The organism is Shimia sp. R9_1, from assembly GCF_017743775.1.
In the GTDB taxonomy this organism is placed as follows: Bacteria; Pseudomonadota; Alphaproteobacteria; order Rhodobacterales; family Rhodobacteraceae; genus Shimia.
Map to the genome: position 1 here is coordinate 139,805 of NZ_JAGHRN010000001.1, position 18,782 is coordinate 158,586.

23 protein-coding genes are annotated in these 18,782 nt (G+C 56.7%); 12 read left to right on the plus strand and 11 right to left on the minus strand.

Going from position 1 to position 18,782, the window contains the following annotated elements; translation table 11 throughout:
- The first annotated feature begins 16 nt into the window (after positions 1–16).
- On the plus strand, positions 17–1,015 hold the full coding sequence (locus tag J7399_RS00645; protein ID WP_209083562.1) for an LLM class flavin-dependent oxidoreductase: 999 nt from the start codon (positions 17–19) through the stop codon (positions 1,013–1,015).
- Here J7399_RS00645 and J7399_RS00650 read toward each other — a convergent pair whose 3' ends face one another.
- The 4 genes from J7399_RS00650 to J7399_RS00665 all read right to left on the minus strand — a co-directional run bounded on the left by J7399_RS00650 (position 1,016) and on the right by J7399_RS00665 (position 3,983).
- A complete protein-coding gene (locus J7399_RS00650; RefSeq protein WP_209083564.1) occupies positions 1,016–1,726 on the minus strand; it encodes an alpha/beta hydrolase in 711 nt (236 codons plus the stop codon).
- Positions 1,727–1,791: 65 nt separating this feature from the next.
- A complete protein-coding gene (locus J7399_RS00655; RefSeq protein ID WP_209084727.1) occupies positions 1,792–2,220 on the minus strand; it encodes a VOC family protein in 429 nt (142 codons plus the stop codon).
- A 24-nt stretch (positions 2,221–2,244) separates the two neighbouring features.
- Positions 2,245–3,006, minus strand: coding sequence for an alpha/beta fold hydrolase (locus tag J7399_RS00660; RefSeq protein WP_348539413.1), 762 nt, complete (start codon positions 3,004–3,006; stop codon positions 2,245–2,247).
- A gap of 218 nt (positions 3,007–3,224) precedes the next feature.
- Complete coding sequence (locus tag J7399_RS00665) at positions 3,225–3,983, minus strand: alpha/beta hydrolase (RefSeq protein ID WP_209083567.1); 759 nt, start codon at positions 3,981–3,983, stop codon at positions 3,225–3,227.
- 155 nt (positions 3,984–4,138) lie between these two features.
- On the opposite strand from J7399_RS00665, the gene thrS reads away from it, so the two are divergent.
- The 5 genes from thrS to J7399_RS00690 all read left to right on the plus strand — a co-directional run bounded on the left by thrS (position 4,139) and on the right by J7399_RS00690 (position 9,273).
- On the plus strand, positions 4,139–6,088 hold the full coding sequence (gene thrS / locus J7399_RS00670; protein WP_209083568.1) for a threonine--tRNA ligase: 1,950 nt from the start codon (positions 4,139–4,141) through the stop codon (positions 6,086–6,088).
- A 443-nt stretch (positions 6,089–6,531) separates the two neighbouring features.
- Positions 6,532–6,837: a DUF2282 domain-containing protein gene (locus J7399_RS00675; protein WP_209060517.1), complete on the plus strand. Its 306-nt coding sequence runs from the start codon at positions 6,532–6,534 to the stop codon at positions 6,835–6,837.
- 280 nt (positions 6,838–7,117) lie between these two features.
- On the plus strand, positions 7,118–7,987 hold the full coding sequence (locus tag J7399_RS00680; protein WP_209083569.1) for a DUF692 domain-containing protein: 870 nt from the start codon (positions 7,118–7,120) through the stop codon (positions 7,985–7,987).
- Entirely contained in the window at positions 7,984–8,736 is a 753-nt protein-coding gene (locus J7399_RS00685) for a DNA-binding domain-containing protein (RefSeq protein ID WP_209078179.1), read from the plus strand. The genes J7399_RS00680 and J7399_RS00685 overlap by 4 nt, the downstream gene beginning before the upstream one ends.
- Before the next feature lie 12 nt (positions 8,737–8,748).
- Positions 8,749–9,273, plus strand: a complete 525-nt coding sequence (locus J7399_RS00690; RefSeq protein WP_209060522.1) for a DoxX family protein — start codon at positions 8,749–8,751, stop codon at positions 9,271–9,273.
- 147 nt (positions 9,274–9,420) lie between these two features.
- Here the strand turns inward: J7399_RS00690 and J7399_RS00695 are convergent, their stop codons facing one another.
- Positions 9,421–9,735 carry an ArsC/Spx/MgsR family protein gene (locus J7399_RS00695; protein WP_209083570.1) on the minus strand — a complete coding sequence of 105 codons (315 nt, stop codon included), beginning with the start codon at positions 9,733–9,735 and terminating at the stop codon, positions 9,421–9,423.
- Between the two features lie 208 nt (positions 9,736–9,943).
- On the opposite strand from J7399_RS00695, the gene J7399_RS00700 reads away from it, so the two are divergent.
- Positions 9,944–10,150, plus strand: coding sequence for a cold-shock protein (locus tag J7399_RS00700; RefSeq protein ID WP_058240518.1), 207 nt, complete (start codon positions 9,944–9,946; stop codon positions 10,148–10,150).
- Between the two features lie 482 nt (positions 10,151–10,632).
- Here the strand turns inward: J7399_RS00700 and J7399_RS00705 are convergent, their stop codons facing one another.
- Together J7399_RS00705 and J7399_RS00710 are read right to left on the minus strand one after the other, a co-directional pair.
- Complete coding sequence (locus J7399_RS00705) at positions 10,633–11,127, minus strand: dihydrofolate reductase (RefSeq protein ID WP_209083571.1); 495 nt, start codon at positions 11,125–11,127, stop codon at positions 10,633–10,635.
- 3 nt (positions 11,128–11,130) lie between these two features.
- Positions 11,131–11,910 (minus strand): thymidylate synthase, encoded by a 780-nt coding sequence (locus J7399_RS00710; RefSeq protein WP_209083573.1) that lies wholly within the window; start codon positions 11,908–11,910, stop codon positions 11,131–11,133.
- 264 nt (positions 11,911–12,174) lie between these two features.
- Between J7399_RS00710 and J7399_RS00715 the strand changes: the two genes are divergently transcribed.
- On the plus strand, positions 12,175–12,603 hold the full coding sequence (locus J7399_RS00715; RefSeq protein WP_209083574.1) for a VOC family protein: 429 nt from the start codon (positions 12,175–12,177) through the stop codon (positions 12,601–12,603).
- Between the two features lie 71 nt (positions 12,604–12,674).
- On the plus strand, positions 12,675–13,337 hold the full coding sequence (locus tag J7399_RS00720; protein ID WP_247742685.1) for a DUF1194 domain-containing protein: 663 nt from the start codon (positions 12,675–12,677) through the stop codon (positions 13,335–13,337).
- Between the two features lie 133 nt (positions 13,338–13,470).
- On the opposite strand, the gene J7399_RS00725 is transcribed toward J7399_RS00720, so the two are convergent.
- The 3 genes from J7399_RS00725 to J7399_RS00735 form a co-directional block, all read right to left on the minus strand.
- On the minus strand, positions 13,471–13,968 hold the full coding sequence (locus J7399_RS00725; protein ID WP_209060533.1) for a winged helix DNA-binding protein: 498 nt from the start codon (positions 13,966–13,968) through the stop codon (positions 13,471–13,473).
- A gap of 90 nt (positions 13,969–14,058) precedes the next feature.
- Positions 14,059–14,355: a succinate dehydrogenase assembly factor 2 gene (locus tag J7399_RS00730; RefSeq protein WP_209084728.1), complete on the minus strand. Its 297-nt coding sequence runs from the start codon at positions 14,353–14,355 to the stop codon at positions 14,059–14,061.
- 15 nt (positions 14,356–14,370) lie between these two features.
- Positions 14,371–14,772: a helix-turn-helix transcriptional regulator gene (locus J7399_RS00735; protein WP_247742686.1), complete on the minus strand. Its 402-nt coding sequence runs from the start codon at positions 14,770–14,772 to the stop codon at positions 14,371–14,373.
- Positions 14,773–14,858: 86 nt separating this feature from the next.
- Between J7399_RS00735 and J7399_RS00740 the strand changes: the two genes are divergently transcribed.
- Both J7399_RS00740 and J7399_RS00745 read left to right on the plus strand, forming a co-directional pair.
- Positions 14,859–16,061: a pyridoxal phosphate-dependent aminotransferase gene (locus J7399_RS00740; RefSeq protein ID WP_209083579.1), complete on the plus strand. Its 1,203-nt coding sequence runs from the start codon at positions 14,859–14,861 to the stop codon at positions 16,059–16,061.
- A gap of 34 nt (positions 16,062–16,095) precedes the next feature.
- Positions 16,096–16,500, plus strand: a complete 405-nt coding sequence (locus tag J7399_RS00745; protein ID WP_209083580.1) for a hypothetical protein — start codon at positions 16,096–16,098, stop codon at positions 16,498–16,500.
- A gap of 132 nt (positions 16,501–16,632) precedes the next feature.
- Here the strand turns inward: J7399_RS00745 and J7399_RS00750 are convergent, their stop codons facing one another.
- Positions 16,633–18,027 (minus strand): MATE family efflux transporter, encoded by a 1,395-nt coding sequence (locus tag J7399_RS00750; protein WP_209060539.1) that lies wholly within the window; start codon positions 18,025–18,027, stop codon positions 16,633–16,635.
- A 108-nt stretch (positions 18,028–18,135) separates the two neighbouring features.
- Here J7399_RS00750 and J7399_RS00755 point away from each other — a divergent pair, with 108 nt between their 5' ends.
- Positions 18,136–18,780, plus strand: a complete 645-nt coding sequence (locus J7399_RS00755) for a DUF2461 domain-containing protein (RefSeq protein WP_209083581.1) — start codon at positions 18,136–18,138, stop codon at positions 18,778–18,780.
- Positions 18,781–18,782 lie beyond the last annotated feature (2 nt).

Below are 18,782 nucleotides of genomic sequence, written 5' to 3' on the forward strand. Positions count from 1 at the left end.
AGGCCGGATCGCTCCAATGACAGCTTTTTCACTCCTTGATTTGTCCCCCATCCCGGAAGGGGCCTCTGTTGCGGAAGCCTTGCAGCACACAATCAGCCTTGCCCAACACGCTGAAACCTGGGGCTACGGGCGGTTCTGGTTGGCCGAACACCACAATTCCGGCGGGATTGCCTCCTCTGCCACTGCGGTATTGATCGGCCAAGTGCTCGCCGCGACCTCGACCATCCGCGTTGGGTCCGGCGGCATCATGCTGCCCAACCACAGCCCGCTTCAGGTGGCCGAGCAATTTGGCACATTGGCGACGCTCTACCCGAACCGTGTTGACCTCGGTCTGGGCCGCGCCGCGGGCACCGATCCCAACACCGCCGCCGCCTTGCGCCGTGGTCTGAACGGACCAGATCAATTCCCACAGGATGTGATTGAACTGATGGGGTTCCTCGGCGAGGCCACGCCGGATCAACCAGTGAAAGCCGTGCCCGGTACAGGCACCCATGTACCGGTGTGGATTTTGGGCTCCAGCCTGTTTGGCGCGCAACTCGCCGCGCAGCTTGGTCTGCCCTACGCCTTTGCCTCCCACTTTGCCCCTGACGCCCTGGAAGAGGCGGCTGCGATCTATCGCCACCGTTTTACGCCCGGAATCACACAAGAGCCGCGATTTATGATGGCGGTGAATGTCTTTGCCGCCGAAACCGACGCCGAGGCGATCCGGTTGCGCACCTCAATGCAGCAAGGGTTCCTGAACCTGCGCCGCGGCAGACCCGGCCCGCTGCCCGCGCCTGTGGACAGCTTTAATCAGGTCGCCAACCGTGTGGAAGCGCATATGGTCAACCACGCTTTGCGTGTCACGGCTGTGGGGGCACATGACACGGTTCGCCACCAAATTTCGGAGCTGATCGCACCTCATAAGCCGGACGAGGTGATCATCACCAATATGATCCACGATCCTGAATCCCGCCTGAAATCATTCAAAATAGCCGCGGACGTCATGCAAGAGCTGACGCCCCTCGCAGCCTGATCACTTCAGCACAAAGGGCTGGCGCATCCACGTGCGCAAGGCGGCCGTGACCGCATCCGGGTTCTCAAGAACCGGCAGATGCCCGGCGTCGGCGATCACCTCAAGCTTGGCATAGGGGATCAGCTCGGCCATGAAACTGTGACGCTTTACCGGCGTCAGCGCATCATGCTCGCCGCACAGCACCAACGCGGGGCATTTGCATTTGCGCAAAACGCTCTGCTGATCGCGGCGGCGTTGCAATGCACGCGCCTGTCGCACAAACACCTCCGGGCCAAGTGCCATGCCCATGTCGCGCACTTGATTTAGGATCTCCGCGCGCGCGACGCTAGGCGCGAGATATTCCGGCCGCATAAAATCGCTGAGCACCTCATCAAGGCGCCCTGCCCGCGCGCCCACAATCCAAGGCTCATATGCTGCTGCGCTGGTTGGAGATTCCGCCAGAGGATTGGTGTCCATCAAGGCGATACGGGTCACCCGCTCCGGCGCTTTGCGCAGGATGTCCATTGCGACAATCCCGCCCATGCTCAGACCGGCCAGTGCAAACTTTGGCGGCAGGATCGGAAGCAAAGCAGAAGCAATCTCGCTGATCCGCTCCCCTTGGCTGACCGGTGCAACCATCACCGCATGATCTTTGGACAAATCCGTTACCTGATGCGCAAACAAACGTGCATCGCACATCATTCCCGGCAACAGCACAATCGGCTCTTGCATAACTGCCCCCTGTTCTTCTTTTTGTTGTGCGCAACTGTGCCATAGCGCCCGCCTAGGTCAAGCGGTCAATAGCCACCCCAGCGGAAAGCACCTTCTTTGGAGAGCTCAGAGAACGGATTGTGGGCCACCTCCCAGATATGTCCGTCCAGATCGGCAAAATATCCGATGTACCCGCCCCAGAAGACCTCCCCTGCCGGTCTCAAAATGCGCCCGCCGGCCTCTTCGGCCGCCGCAAGCAGAGGGGCGACCTCTCCCGTTGTGCGCACATTATGCGCCAGCGTTATGCCTGAGAAGCCACCGATCGCTTCCTCAGGGATGCCCAGATCTTCAGCCAATCCGGCTCTGGAATAGAGACCAAGGGTCTGCCCTAGCAGACTGAAGGCCACCACGCCTTCATTCCCCGGCTCCCGCTCCCAGCCAAGCGCCTCATAGAACGCCGCCGATGTCGCAATGTCTTTCACAGCCAGTGTGATCAAACTCACCCGCGGTTCCATTTGTACCTTGGTCATAGCTGCACCCTATAAACTTTTGATAAAATTCACGAAACCTTCCACAGCCTTCTGCGTCTCTCCAGGCGACATAATATCTCCGGCAATCACATGCGCGCCCGGATCTGCATCTGGCCCCAGATTCTGGATTGCGAGAGTTGCTACACCGCCCCAGCGAGCGGCGACCTCTTTTGTCTTGCTCGCGTCCACCACTTTGTCATCCTCTGAAAACCAAAACAGCGCTGGCAGAGTACTCTTGGAATGGTCCATAGCAAAGACGTCTTTCACCAAGGCGGCCATTTGCAACACAGCAGTTGTTGGGTAACGCGTTGTCCAATAAGTGTCATGCGCCTCATTACTGGGTTCAAAAGAGCGCTCTGCCCCCGCCACCAGCGATACCCAATAGCGTGCCACAGGCCAGGTAAGCAGAGCTGCCGCAGGATTATTGATGCCAAAATTCGGCGACACAAAGATCAATCCTTTGACACCCCTCATGGTCGCATTTTGATCGGCCATGCCTGCGACCAATGTGCTACCGGTCGAGGTGGAAATCACCACCACTTCATCACCAACACGCCGGGCCACCTCTAGCGCCTCAGAAAGGTCATCGGCCCAGCCTTGCACTGTAGCTTCATTCAGCGCGGCACCGTCACGGCCATGCCCTTGCAAGCGTGTGTAAACCAGATTGGCGCCAAGGGCTGCAGCAACAAGATCCGGCACTGGACGAATTTCTTCTGAGGTCGCTGAAAATCCGTGTACGTATAGTATCGACAGAGGCGTGCGTTGGCCCACTTCCCTGTGCCAAACCACACGTTTCGCCACGCCGGGCGTGAGATCATCAAACGCAGCTTCGCGGCCAGCAAAATGAACATCCACATCTGCGCCAATGTCGCTGGCAGAGGCACTCGGCGCTAAAGAAACCTTCTCATAGGGGCCCAAAACATACAGCGCCGCACCAAGCAGGATCACCCCGAGTAGCACACGCCCCAAAATCCTCCCAAAGGCGCGCATCAGTTCTGAACTGGTGCCGCAAGCACCTCTTCCACTTTGGTTTCGATCAACCTCAGACACTCATCATCCGAAAAGCGGTGATCTTTGCCCTTCACCATCAACAGCTGGATGTCCTCCCCCTCAGCGTGGTCCAGCAATCGATAGGCCACTTCAGAGCTTACCGCCGTATCCTCTGTGCCTTGCAGAAAGCGCACCGGGAATGGCAGCGACAGCTGATCGCGCAGCACAAGTCGGGTCCGCCCGTCTTCGATCATGCGTTTGGTGATGATATAAGGCTCCATATAGTCCGAAGGCAGCGCCACTTGTCCTTCGCGGTCAAGCTCTGCTTTCTGTTCATCGGAAAAGCCCGCCCAATAGCTGTCTTCGGTAAAATCCGGCGCTGCGGCGATGGTCACCAGACCTTGAATGCGCGCCGGAATGGATTTGGCCGCCAACAGCGCTTGCCACCCGCCCATAGAAGAGCCGACAATGACAAGCGGCCCTTCGGTGAGCGCATCCAGCGTGGCCAAAGTATCCTCGTGCCAATCACCGATGCAGCCCTCTTCAAAGGTGCCACTGCTTTCCCCATGACCGGAATAGTCAAATCGCAGAAAGCTCTGTCCGCGCGCTTTGGCCCAAGCCTCCAGATGCACCGCCTTGGTGCCTTCCATATCCGATTTCAGCCCTCCAAGAAAAACGACGGTCGGCCCCGCTCCATCAGTTTTGTGATAAGCAATGCGGCGGCCTTGCGGGCTGTCAAAGAACTGGGTGGCGCTCATGGGGATCCTCTTAAGATTTTTCAAATTTTATCGGTGCAAGTCGCAACTGTTAACCCCGCTTGACTTGGGGGGCAGCACGGTTCATTTAAGCGACGAACCATATACCCGCAACCGGGCGTTCCGTGGGCGCCAAACTGACGAGGAGCTAGACGCCAATGGCTGATATTTCCCTTACATTTCCTGATGGTAACGCGCGTTCTTTCGCAGCAGGTGTGACCCCTGCCGAAGTCGCAAGCTCCATCTCCACCTCGCTTGGCAAAAAAGCGATCTCTGCCACTGTGGATGGCAAACACTGGGATCTGCAATGGCCGATTGAGGCCGATGCCAGCATCGCAATCAACACCATCAAAGACAGCGACGCCGAAGCGCTCGAACTGATCCGCCACGACTGCGCACACGTCATGGCGCGCGCGGTTCAAGAAATCTGGCCCGATGTAAAGGTCACCATCGGCCCGGTGATCGAGCACGGCTGGTACTATGACTTTGACCGTGAAGAGCCGTTCACCCCCGAAGATCTCGGCCTCATCGAAAAGAAGATGAAAGAGATCATCAACAAGCGCGAGCCTGTGACCACAGAGGTCTGGGAACGCGAGCGAGCGATCAAACATTATCAGGCCAACAACGAGCCTTATAAAGTGGAGCTGATCGAGGCCATCCCCGGTGACGAGCCCCTGCGTATGTATTGGCACGGCCACTGGCAGGATCTCTGCCGCGGCCCGCACCTGCAGCATACAGGCCAGATCCCCGCAGATGCGTTCAAACTGATGAGCGTGGCCGGTGCCTATTGGCGCGGCGATTCTGATCGCGCAATGCTGCAGCGTATCTACGGCGTGGCCTTCAAAAACAAAGAAGACCTCAAAGCCCACCTGCACATGCTGGAAGAGGCTGAAAAACGCGACCACCGCCGCTTGGGCCGCGAGATGAACCTGTTCCATATGCAGGAAGAGGCGCCCGGACAGATCTTCTGGCACCCAAATGGTTGGACCGTTTACACCGAGCTGCAAGACTACATGCGCCGCAAGCAAAAACGCGGTGGCTATGTCGAGGTGAACACCCCGCAAGTGGTGGACCGTAAGCTCTGGGAAGCCTCCGGTCACTGGGACAAGTATCAGGAAAACATGTTCATCGTCGAAGTGGACGAGGATCATGCCCGAGAAAAGGCCGTGAACGCGCTGAAGCCGATGAACTGCCCCTGCCACGTGCAGATCTTTAATCAGGGTCTGAAATCCTACCGCGATCTGCCTTTGCGGATTGCTGAATTCGGCTCCTGTGCGCGTTACGAGCCTTCCGGTGCTCTGCACGGGATCATGCGTGTGCGCGGCTTTACGCAGGACGATGGCCACATCTTCTGTGCTGAGGATGAGATCACTTCGGAAACCAAGAAGTTCATCGACTTCCTGTCAGAGGTCTATTCCGATCTCGGCTTTGACAACTGGACCATCAAGCTCTCCACCCGCCCGGAAAAGCGTATCGGCTCTGACGAAAGCTGGGACTACGCTGAAAAGGCGCTTGGCGATGCCTGCAACGCGGCTGGCCACGAGTTTGAGATCCTGGAAGGCGAAGGCGCATTTTATGGCCCGAAGCTGGAATTCACCCTGACCGATGCCATCGGCCGGAACTGGCAGTGCGGCACCCTTCAGGTGGACCCCAACCTGCCGGAACGTCTTGATGCGACCTATATTGGTGCGGACGGTGAGAAGCACCGCCCCATCATGCTGCACCGCGCAACTCTGGGCTCCTTTGAACGCTTCATCGGTATTCTGATCGAAGAGCACGCTGGCAAACTGCCGTTCTGGCTTGCACCGCGTCAGGTGGTTGTGGCGGCGATTGTATCTGATGCGGATGACTATTGCCTAGAAGTTGTCGAGGCGCTCAAAGCCGCTGGCGTGCGGGCAGAAGCTGACCTGCGCAACGAGAAGATCAACTACAAAGTTCGCGAGCACTCCGTCGGCAAGGTTCCGGTGATTTTGGCCATCGGGAAAAAAGAAGTCGAAGAGCGCACCGTATCCACCCGCCGCCTGGGTGAGAAACAAAGCAAGGTGCAAAGCTTGGATGAAATCGTGGCGCAGCTGTCGGTCGAAGCAACCCCGCCCGACATGCACTGATTGCTCCACACGACAAGTTCTTAAATGCGGCGCTCTGAGCGCCGCATTTTTCATTTAAGGCGCAGTCCAAGGCGACAAAAGCTGAAACATTTGCAAGCCATTGCACTATTTTGGAGGTCGTAAGGCTTTGCCTGCCACCGAAAATTGTAACAATTGCCAGTGATTTTCGGCGAGACCTCGCAACTGCTGGTCGGCGAAACCCTGCGCAAGCGCCAAAATCCCCGCAGTTTTACCCGGAAAGTCCCCCAGCATTCACAAGAGATTCACCAACAGTTGCAGATCTTTGCCAGCTTCCCGACCACAGTGTTACATGAGATAACATCGCCGTGGCACACAGTCGTGTGATTGGTAAGTGACCTGCGCGGCGACCTATGTTGTAGTCATGCTAAGGCGCAAACGCCGCGTCTGGCCGAATTTAACTGTATCAAGAGGGAAGAGATACAATGTCCACAACCGTAAAAACTCTCGCCGTTGCCGGCGCCGTCGCAGCAGCCCTGACCGCGCACGCAACCACCGCATCCGCCGCAGGCAAAGAGAAATGCTACGGTGTGTCTCTGGCAGGCGCCAATGACTGCGCCGCCGGTCCTGGCACCACCTGCGCAGGCACCTCCACCGTTGATTACCAGGGCAACGCCTGGAAACTGGTTGACGCAGGCACCTGCGTAGACATGGAACTGCCAGCACTGGCAGACGGCACCCCACGTGTCGGCTCCCTGGAAGCGCTGGATCGCGACCTGCCGAAGAGCTAAGGCCTTCTTGCGAAGCCCCGCCCCACATGGGGCTTCGCATTTCCCCTGCCATATTGGCGCAAGGGACCAAGAACTGTCATACTACGCTCAACGGGCAGCACTCAGCAGCCCAGCGTGGTATAAAGGATCAAGCACGATGGCGCATCATGCCAGGCATTCTTATTTGAAAATTTCTGCGCCAGCCGCCAGTGAAATTACCCAGTGAAATTCTACAGAGCCCAAAAGCCACCACTCCAAAAGAACCTGCCCCCAACACCTGCCACAAGAACAAGGTGACGCGATGTTTGACGCACAACAAACGCCCCGCAAATTGCCCAACCGCCCCGGCGTCGGCTACAAGCCGCAGCACTACGCCGATCTGATCCAAGATCCCGGCACCGTGGGCTGGCTCGAAATTCACGCTGAGAACTATATGGGAGATGGCGGTCGCCCCATCGCGCAACTCCGCCAGTTGTCTGAGCGTTTTCCGATTTCCGTCCATGGCGTTGGTTTGTCAATCGGTGGCGAAGGCGCACTTGACGCCGACCACCTTGCGCGCCTCAAGCACCTTGTTGACTGGCTAAACCCAACCGTTTTTTCTGAACATTTGGCTTGGAGCACCCATGATGGCGCGTTTTTGAACGATCTGTTGCCCTTGCCCTACACCGACGCCACGCTCCAGCGCGTGTGCGACCACATCAACCAGCTGCAAGACACCATCAATCGCCAGATGATGCTGGAGAACCCGTCCAGCTATTTGGCGTTCGATGAAAGCACCTGGTCGGAACCTGATTTTCTGCGGGAAGTTGCCAAGCGCACAGGATGTGGATTGCTGCTGGATGTGAACAACGTTTTTGTGTCCGCAACCAACCTGGACTACGATCCCCGCGCCTACATTGCAGATTATCCGCTCGACATGGCCGGTGAAATTCACCTCGGCGGCCATGATGAAGACGAAGATGATCACGGCAAGCCACTGCTGATTGACAGCCACGGCGCACCTATTGTTGATCCTGTATGGGCGCTGCTTGACCACACCCTTTCCTTGTCTGGCCCCAAACCGATCCTGATCGAGTGGGACACCGATGTGCCCGAATGGCCGATCCTGCATGACGAAGCGCTGCGCGCAGATGCAGCCCTTGCCAAGCTTACCACCGGTGTTGCGGCATGAACGTCTCCCAGAACGAATTTCGCGGCGCGATCTTTGATGGCGGACGCGCGCGGCCTGAAGGCCTGTCCGATGCCAAAGGTCAGCCTGCCGGGCGGCGGTTTGACGTCTATCGCAACAATGTGGCCGTCTCTCTGACAGAAGCGCTTGCCACCGGTTTTCCGACCATCGCCAAACTCATTGGCAGTGAGAACTTCAATGCGATTGCAGGCGTGTTTCTGCGCCAATCGCCACCGTCCTCGCCGATGATGATGCATTATGGCGAAGACTTTCCGGATTTTCTTGCGGGCTTTGAGCCTCTGGCACATCTCGGCTACCTCGCAGATGTCGCACGCCTTGAGATGGCGATGCGCCGCTCCTACCACGCAGCGGACGCAGAAGCGGTGAACCCCGAAGCCCTAGCGGCCCTCCCGCCTGAGCGCCTCACCGAACTGGTAATGACCTTCGCCCCCTCGGTGAAACTCCTGCGCTCTCCCTGGCCGATCCACGCCATTTGGGCATTCAATATGCAAGATGGCCCAAAGCCTGAAGCCGGAGGCCAGGATGTTATCATCCTGCGCCCTGAATATGATCCGGTCCCCCACGCTTTGGCACCCGGAGCCTATGAATTTATCACCGCGCTCACCGCGGGCGGCACACTGGGCGCCGCGGCTGCTGTCGCAACCGACGAAGTGGCTGAATTTGACCTGAGCGCCACGCTCGGCCTACTCCTAACGGGCAACGCCCTGATTTCTATTGATTTACCATCCTAATCCGAGGATCGCATGACACGTATACTGGACCAATACACCGACCTTCTTGACCGGCTTGACCGTCTGGATTGGCTCGTTCCCACGCTAGCCCGCCTGAGCTTTCTGGCAGTGCTGTTCTTCTATTTCTGGAACTCGGCAATGCTGAAGATCGACGGTTCGATCTTCTCCCCGTCTTCCGGTGCATTCGGGCAGATTTTCCCAAAAGCAGCCGAAGCCGTGCTCTGGGACGTCACTCAAATGAACTTCTTACAGCGCATTGTGATCCTTGCTGGCACGATTGCTGAGTTTGTTCTGCCTCTGCTTATCGTTTTTGGTCTGCTGACCCGCCTCGCCGCAGCTGGCATGATCGGCTTCATCATTGTTCAAACGCTGGTGGACGTGACGGGCCACGGTGTTGCCCTTGGCGGTCTGTTTGACAGCGCTCAGGGTCTGATCGACCAGCGTGTGATGTGGATCCTGCTCTTTGTGGTGCTGGTCTTCAAAGGCGCTGGCCCAATCTCGATTGACGCCCTGTTCCGCAAGCCTTCCAGAGACTGATCCGGGCGGCCACTTACATACAAAAAACAAAAGCCCGCGAGACAATCGCGGGCTTTTTTGATCTGCTCTGGCACCCTAACGAAACTCAATTTGTCCCGACTGAAAAGACTAAGGCACCGAGAGAAATTGAGCTCGATATTCGCGCCCTTAGCTAAGTTCGGCCTGCACGTCTTTTCCCCAACCGAGGTAATAGCTTCCGCCGCGCTCTATAAGCGGACGTTTCATCAGGGTGGGATGCGCTTTCAAAAGCGCAATCGGATCTTCTGAGCGTTCGTCTTCGCTCAAATTTCTCCATGTGGTCGATCTCTTATTCACTATATCATCTTTAAATTGTGTGTGTGCTATTTCTAACACCACATCAGGAACCCCATCCTGACGAACATCGACAAAGGCAACATCCCCCAATGTTTTCATTGCCTTACGACAGGTATCGCAATTTTTCAAACCGTAGACAGTTGTCATGTCACCCTCTTTGCATGGCCATAATGACCGTATAATCCAGTTCATTTCGGGTTTCACGTTGGTTTTGCTTGATTTTTGTCATCACCATGCAATCCTCAGGCAGGCGCATTTGTTTCAATCTTCCGTAATCGTGCACTCGGAATTTGGGATTTCTGTTGCCCCGGCATTTTGCCGTAATTGACTAAAAGTGAATAAAGAGGAGAACGGTATGCCACGCGGTACCGTAAAGTGGTTCAACACCACCAAAGGCTTCGGGTTCATCGAACCTGAAGAAGGCGGCAAAGATGTCTTTGTCCATATTTCCGTTGTCGAACGGTCTGGACTTAAAGGTCTGTCCGACAACCAGAAAGTTGAATTTGAAATGACGCAAGGACGGGACGGCCGCGACATGGCGGGCGAACTCAAACTGCTTTAATGGATTGGGGCGCCATTAGCGCCCCATCCGCCCTGCGCTCCGCGCGCAAAGCCCTTCCTCAAAAAACTGTTATGAACAGCCCTTCGCACCAGGTGGACAGCTTGATGCTCTGTAGCCCCTGTGGCCCGTGCTCGCATTTACAAAACGCTCGGTGGTGTTGGGCGTACCACAACAAATCACGCCACCCAATGTCACTGGCTGAAGCCCACTTGGGCAGTAATTTGTATGGGTCGTATAGGGATGGATCAGCACCCCTTCAGGCTGATTGACCGGCCCAATGACCGGAGCATTACTGCTCCAGCTCTGTGCCGAAAGCGGCGCGGCAAACATCAATGCAACTCCAGTGGCAAGCGAAAGGCTTTTCATAAAACACAGGCTCCAATTGTTGTCAGAAACATAAATAGCTTTGGCTAAGCTACTGCACGCGTTTGAAAACTGTCAAATTCGCAGACGCGCGCCACTGTGTTTTAAAAACCAGTCACTCACCCTGTGGCAGTTTCAGAAACACGCAAATACTCACGCACGGTGCAGCTTGGAGTAGCGCCCTCAAGCGGTCTGCTTGTGATGAGCTGCCACTTCGCAGGATCAAACTCCGGAAAGAAGGTGTCTGCGTCGTCAATCTCGGCATCGACATCTGTGATCAACAGGCGATGCGCGACAGTGAGCATTTCCTTGTAAATGCCCGCGCCGCCAATCCCGTAAATCCGATCGTAGCCCTGCGCTGTGGCATATTCGACAGCAGTATCAATCGAGGGCACCACAATGTCCGCCGCATCCGGCTGTGAGGACACCACAATATTCAACCGATTTGACAGCGGTTTTACCGGCAGACTGTCCCAGGTGTTGCGTCCCATAATCAGGGCGCCTCCGGTGGTCTCGCGCTGAAACAGTTTAAAATCCTGCGGGATGCGCCAGGGGATGTCCCCATCCCGCCCAATCGCCCCGTTTTGGGCGCGTGCAACAACAAGTGTGATCATAGTTTATACCGCCACTGGTGCGGATATGGCCGCATCCGGCTCATATCCAACAATTTCAAAATCCTCGAAGGTAAAGTCAAAGATCGACTTTACATCCCGCTTAATCACCAGTTTCGGCAGCACCTTTGGTGTGCGTGTCAGCTGCAGATTTACTTGCTCCATGTGGTTGGAATAGATGTGGGCATCACCGATGGAATGCACAAAATCCCCAACTTCATAGCCGGTCACATGCGCCAGCATATGCTGCAGCAGCGCATAGGAGGCGATGTTGAACGGTACGCCCAAGAACATGTCAGCAGAGCGTTGGTATAGTTGCAGGTGCAATTTGCCATTCAGCACCCGCACTTGCCACATAGTGTGGCACGGCGGCAGCGCCATATCGGGCACATCCTGCGGGTTCCAGGCCGAAACGATCAGACGGCGGCTGTCAGGCGAGGTTTTGATCATCTCAACCAGCGTTTCAATCTGATCTACGCCGCCAAAATCGCGCCACTGCTTGCCATAAACCGGCCCGAGATCCCCGTTTTCATCGGCCCATTCGTCCCAAATGGTGACCCGATTGTCTTGCAAGTACTTGATGTTGGTGTCGCCAGCGAGAAACCACAGCAATTCATGAATGATCCCACGCAAGTAGAGCTTCTTTGTGGTCACCAAAGGAAAGCCATCTGCGAGGCGATAGCGCATCTGCATCCCGAAATAAGAACACGTGCCCGTGCCTGTCCGGTCGCCCGTGTCTTCGCCAAACTCCAAAATGGTCTTCAATGCATCATGATATTGCTGCACGGCCTGCCTCGTTTCTCCTCAGAGTCACCCCATCTGGAACGCCATCTGCACCGGCACCCATTTGGAGCAACGACTCACAATTGTCGCGTTCTTTGAACTATATCTTGTGGGTCCTAAGCTGGAAACCGCGAGGATTGATCCATCCACAGGCAATTTCGGCGCACCACTTCCCGCATCCGTGATTGCCGCCCGACTGCAAACAGGCTGGCCAATCCAGACGGTTGCGTGTTCAATATCTCCAAACCCCATTCAAAGGAATCCCATATGTATGTGAAATATCTGCACACCATGGTGCGTGTCTCTGATCTGGAAGCTTCCATGGCTTTTTACGCGCTCTTTGGTCTGAAACAGATCAAGCGCTATGACAGCGAACAGGGCCGCTTTACTTTGGTCTATCTGGCCGCTGACGGCGACCATGACGCCCCATTGGAGCTCACCTACAACTGGGATGGTGATGACGGCCTGCCCTCTGACAGCCGCCACTTCGGGCATCTCGCCTATGAGGTCGGCAATATCTACGAAATGTGCCAGCATCTGGCGGACAATGGCGTGGTGATCAACCGTCCGCCCCGCGACGGGCGCATGGCTTTTGTTCGCTCACCGGACAACATCTCCATCGAGTTGCTGCAACAGGGCGAAGCGCTCGCACCGGCTGAACCATGGGCCAGCATGGAAAGCACCGGTCATTGGTAAGAGCGGCGGCGCATATCGCCGCAATCGGGGTGACTCTTGCGGCCACCCCCACCCTCGCTTCGGACTGCCGCATGGCGCTTTTGCTGGCACTGGATGTGAGCTCCTCCGTGGACGGCGATGAAGACGCGCTTCAGCGTCTCGGCCTCGCTGCCGCTCTGACCGCTCCTGAAATCCAATCCGGTTTCCTAAGCGATGCACGCCCAGCGGCTCTTGCGGTTTATGAATGGAGTGGCCGTCACAAGCAGAAAACCCTGCTGGACTGGACCCTGATCGAAACCCGCCAGATCCTCAACGAAAGCGCCGCCAAACTTGGACTTTCCAAACGTGGCACTTCGGAATTTCCTACAGCCCTTGGCCATGCGGTCGGCCATGCCGCCACGCTCTTCCGCCAGGCACCCGCGTGCGATGTTCAAGTGTTGGACGTGAGCGGAGATGGGGAAAACAACGATGGTTTCACACCCAAACAGGCCTATGCGGCCTTTCCGCTGGACGGGGTGATCGTAAACGCACTGGCGATTGAGACATTTGGCGTCAAAGCGGCCGATTTTGCGGCCCGTCCCGGAGATATGACAGATTACTATCGCCGTGAGCTGATCAAGGGGCCTGATGCCTTTGTGGAAACGGCCAAGGGTTTTGAAGATTTTGAAAACGCTATGCGCCGTAAGCTGTCGCGCGAGCTGTCTGTTACTGTGATCGGTCAAGCCGGGCCCCGCCCAACTAAAAAATCAAACTAACAGTTGTTTTTCAAATGGTTGCAGCTCAGTCTTTATGAAAATTTGGCGCACAAATGCAAACGCACGCCGCGCCCCATTCTGGGGCAGGCGCGCAAAAAGCTACGGAGTCCCCGTTCTGGGGCTGCCGGCTATGTCAGTAGATGTAGCGGATCTGATCCGTCCAATAGCGTTCCACACGACGCAGCGCGTGGGTGATCTGTTCGATGCCATCATCGCCCAGCACACCTTTGGATTGCAGACCTTCTGCATGGCGCGCAAACAGCGCAGAGATCACATCGCGGATTTCACGGCCCTTTTCGGTCAGGCGCACACGCACCGAACGGCGGTCAATCTCGCAACGCTGGTGATGCATATAGCCTGCATCAACGAGTTTCTTCAGGTTGTAACTCACGTTTGAGCCCTGATAGTACCCGCGGCTTTTGAGTTCGCCGGCTGTCACCTCATTGTCGCCAATGTTGAACAGCAGCAATGCCTGCACAGCGTTGATCTCAATCACGCCCACACGCTCAAATTCGTCCTTGATCACATCCAGCAACAGCCGGTGCAACCGCTCTACAAGCGCCAGCGAGTCCAGATAGTCGGCCATAAAGCTCTGTTCTGTCCCGCTAGGCATCGATGAATGAAAGCTCATTCTTAGTCTCCGTCAGCTTATCTAGCAGCCAGAGTGACGGAAAAAGCCCAACAAGAGGTTAAACCGCCCAAAAGACATGACAAATTCGCGTCAATTTGCGCCGCTGATGGTGGTCGCAATGCGAGAAACAAGGGCTTTGAAGGGTTCAGGCGTCGGTTTTTGCCCCGTAACCCATTGATATAAATCCTGGTCATTCTCACAGAGCAGAGCGTCATAGAGATCCAGCGCAGCGGTATCCATCTGCGCCAGATTCTCATCTGCAAACCGCTCAAGGATGATGTCCATCTCTTTGATGCCCCGCCGCATGGAGCGCATTTTCATGCGCTTGAGACGATTCTCATATGTTTCCTCGCCGGAATTTGCGGCCTCTTTGGGGGCGTCAGACATCATCACACCTTTTGCTCAGATCTTTTTGCGCAGCGTTTTCTCAAGCCGTGCCAGACGATCCAGATCATTTTTCATGCGCGCGCGGATATCGCGGATCTCTTTCAGAATGGCAAGCAGATCTGCTTCCGGGCTCTCGCCCTCCTCGCTCATGTCAACGCCGTCGCCCTCACCGGTCAGCAACCAGCCGACCGAAACATTCAGCAATCCGGCCATCATCGACAGGCGATTGGCGCGTGGTTCCCCGAGATCGTCTTCCCAGGCCGCGATGGTCGACTTCTTGACGCCAAGACGTTTGGCAAACTCGCCGCGCTTCAGGCCTCCAGCCTCTCTGGCGGCTGCAAGGCGATCGCCGAAGGTGGCAACCTCCTCACCATACCAGTCGTCTTCAGGCATCACTTCCAGTTGATCTTGTGGCATAGCTTACTCCTTAGCGCTTCGACCTTGAATGGCCTTGGTGGGCACCCTAAGACATGGGACCAGAGATTACAAAAAGAGGCCAAGCCATGTCTTTCCTGTCTGAGACCCTATCGCGTGTCAAACCGTCCCCGACCATCGCTATGACAGCAAAGACCGCAGAATTGAAGGCCGCCGGACGTGACGTTACTGGCCTGAGCGCGGGTGAGCCGGATTTTGACACCCCGCAAAACATCAAGGATGCCGCTGTTGCGGCCATCGCGGCGGGAAAAACCAAATATACCGCGCCTGATGGGATCCCGGAGCTGAAGCAGGCGGTCTGCGCCAAAATGATGCGGGATCACGGGCTGGAATACACACCCGCGCAGGTCTCCGTCGGCACCGGCGGCAAACAGACGCTCTATAATGCGCTGATGGCAACGCTGAACCCTGGCGATGAGGTGATCATCCCTGCGCCTTATTGGGTCAGCTATCCCGATATGGTGCTGCTCGCGGGGGGCACACCTGTGGTGGCTGAAACATCGCTGCAGACCAATTTCAAACTGACAGCAGATCAGCTGGAAGCCGCGATCACGCCAAAAACCAAGTGGTTCATCTTCAACTCGCCCTCCAACCCGACCGGCGCGGGCTACTCGCGACAGGAGCTCAAGGAACTCACCGATGTGCTGATGCGCCATCCCCACGTCTGGGTGATGAGCGACGATATGTATGAGCATCTTGCTTATGACGGGTTTGAATTCTGCACCCCGGCGCAGGTTGAGCCGGGGCTTTATGAGCGCACCCTGACCTGCAATGGCGTGTCCAAAGCCTATGCCATGACCGGCTGGCGTATCGGCTATGCTGCAGGCCCCGTGGAGCTCATCGCCGCAATGCGCAAAATCCAAAGCCAGAGCACATCAAACCCCTGCTCCGTCAGCCAATGGGCCGCTGTGGAAGCGCTGAACGGCACGCAGGACTTTCTGGCTCCCAACAATGAGGCCTTCAAACGTCGCCGTGATCTGGTGATCTCCATGCTGAGCGAGATCGAAGGGATTTCCTGCGCCACTCCAGAGGGAGCATTCTACGTCTATCCGTCGATTGCCGGGTTAATTGGCAAAACCACGCCAAAGGGCACCGTGATTGAAAACGACGAAGCCTTCGCCAACGCCCTGCTTGAAGAGGCAGACGTTGCTGTGGTGTTTGGGGCTGCCTTCGGGCTTTCGCCAAACTTCCGCGTCAGCTACGCTACATCTGACGAGGCACTGACCAAAGCCTGCCAGCGCATTCAGGCGTTCTGTGCTTCTCTGACATAAAAACCGGACAACCGGGGGCATCCGGAGGGGACAGATGAGCGGCGATCTTCCAGACTATTATTTTCGCGTGCGCGAAAACGGCGCGGCGGTGTTTCGTGTGGACACGGAAAACCGCCATCGTCGGATCGAGATGGATCAGATCGCCGTTCTCAACATCCGGAATGGAGAGGTCAAACCCCACGGAGAACGCACACTTTCCAAAGAAGACAAAGCCGCGATTGGGGCTTGGATGGAAGAGCGTCGTGCCTTGCTTGCGGAGCGCGACATCGACGACATCCTGCGCACCGTGGATCATTTGAACCTGACCACCCAATGGGCGCAATCCAAGGCCACGCCTGAGCAGCTAGAAGAGATCACCGACACGCTTTTGCTGACCATGCATGATCTACGCTCGGTACTGGTGCGCAAAAAAGCCGACCGCTTGCTCAAGGGCAAGTAGAACGACTGCCCTCTTCTCAATGAGCGCCCAGTCCTTTGGAAGCTTCAGTTTTTAGGGGCGCTGCCCCTGCCACATCTCCGATGTGGCCACCCCGGGATATTTCACGAATGAGAAGCATGGCCGGTGCCGGCTTCAAGCCTGGGCGAACTTTTCTCGCAGACGGCTGAGATCGGTGCGCCAGAAACGATACATCAGCAACACCGCAGCAGCCGTCAGGCCCAGAACCAAACCCAACCAAACGCCCACGCCGCCCAGCTCAGCCTTAAAGCCAAGAACATAGGCACAGGTGACCCCCAGCAACCAGTAGCTGATCGCGGCGATCACCATGGGGCCGCGCGTGTCCTGCACACCGCGCAAAAGACCCAGCGCCATGACCTGCGCGCCATCCACGACCTGAAAGAGCGCGGCCACATAGAGCAGGCTCACGCCTGTCGCGAGGATCGCCACGCGCTGAGGCTCTTCTGGGTCAATGAACATCCCCAGAAGCTGCTGTGGGAACGCTAGAAAGACGGCGACCGTAATAAGGGAGACCGCAAGCGACATGACAATCGCCACCAGTGCCCCTCGCGCCATATGATCCGCGTCTTTGCGGCCCATCGCATTGCCAACGCGCACGGTGGCGGCGTTTGACAAGCCCAAATGCAACATGAAGGCAAGGCTTGCGAGCTGCAGCGCGATGCCGTGGGCCGCGAGCGCCACAGTGCCAAGCCAGCCCATCATGACAGAAGAGGCGGAAAACAGCCCGACCTCTGCCAGGTTGGTGAGGCCAATCGGCAGCCCCAACTTAAAGACCTGCGCAAACACATCCCAATCCGGGCGCCAGATGCGGGCAAACAGCTCATGCTGCGGCAGAGCGCGCACCGCATAAAGGATCACGCCAAGCAGCGAGACAAACTGCACGATGATTGAGGCAATCGCCGCCCCGCGCACGCCAAGCTCCGGAAGTCCCCAATTGCCAAAAATCAGGCCATAGTTGACAAGCGCGTTCACAGGCACCGCAACAACCGTGACCCAAAACACCACGCGCGTGTGCTCCAGCGCTGCCAGATACGATTTAAGCACCATCACCAGCAACGCGGGCATCAGTCCAAATCCGGCGATACGCAAGTAGGCCTGCGCCAAATCGGCCACCTCCGGCCCCTGCTGCAATCCCAGCAGCAACGCACCGGACAGGAAAAAGAGCGGCAGAACCACCAGCCCGTAGGTAACAGACAGCCAAAGCCCCATGCGCGTGATGCGACGCAGCGCAGCCTCATTGCCTTCAGCGTCGGCCTCAGCCACCAGCGGCATCACCGCAATGGCAAAGCCTGACCCGAGGATAAAAATTACGAAGAAAAACGTGTGTCCGAGAACAACCGAAGCCAGCGCCTCAACCGAGTACCAGCCCAACATGATTGTGTCGGTCAGACCGATGGCAAATTGCGCAACATGGCCGCCAATCAGCGGCAAGCCCAAGCGCGCAAGGGCACGGATGTGATCCCGCGTGGCCATGGAAGATTTTACAGAAGTTCTGGTTGTCTCGCTCATCACTCAGCCATATGCCCGTTGTTTGTGCAGAGCAAGCTGCGTGTTGCAGTTGATCGCTTCACGCGGCTCTGACACCATCAATACATGTGATCCGCATTGGAGCAGCAAATGTCCACAGCAGCGTTAGACGGCCTCATTTCAGACGCCCGACAGTTCTTTAGTGAGCTGGCCGAAAACAACACTCGTGACTGGTTCCTGGCCCACAAGGAGACCTATGACAAAGCGCTCAAAGCGCCCGCGCTTGAATTGCTGGATAAGGTCGCCGCCCATTTACAAAAACAGACGGGGCACGTGCCCAACACAAAGCTGTTTCGCCCCAATCGCGATGTCCGCTTCTCTAAGGACAAGACGCCTTATCACCTGCATCTGCACATGTCCTGGTCCACGGCGCCAACCAGTTGGTTCTTTGGCATCGGACAGGACTACATCTCCGCCGGTGCTGGCATCATGGGATTTGACAAAGACATGATGACCCGCTGGCGTGCAGCTGTGGACGGCCCCAAAGGAGAGGAGATCGCCGCAGAGGTGGATCGTCTGCGGGGATGGGGCGCGCGCCTGGACGAGCCTGCGCTCAAGCGTGTGCCTGCACCTTATGGAAAAGATCACCCTCAGGAAGCCCTGTTGCGCCGCAAAGGCCTGGCCATGTGGTTTGAGGTGACGGAGGAAGAAGCATCAAAAGGCGACCTCGTTTCCGAGATCGCCTCCGCATTTCACACATTTGATCCACTCAACCGGATCCTGTCTGAGATCTGAGC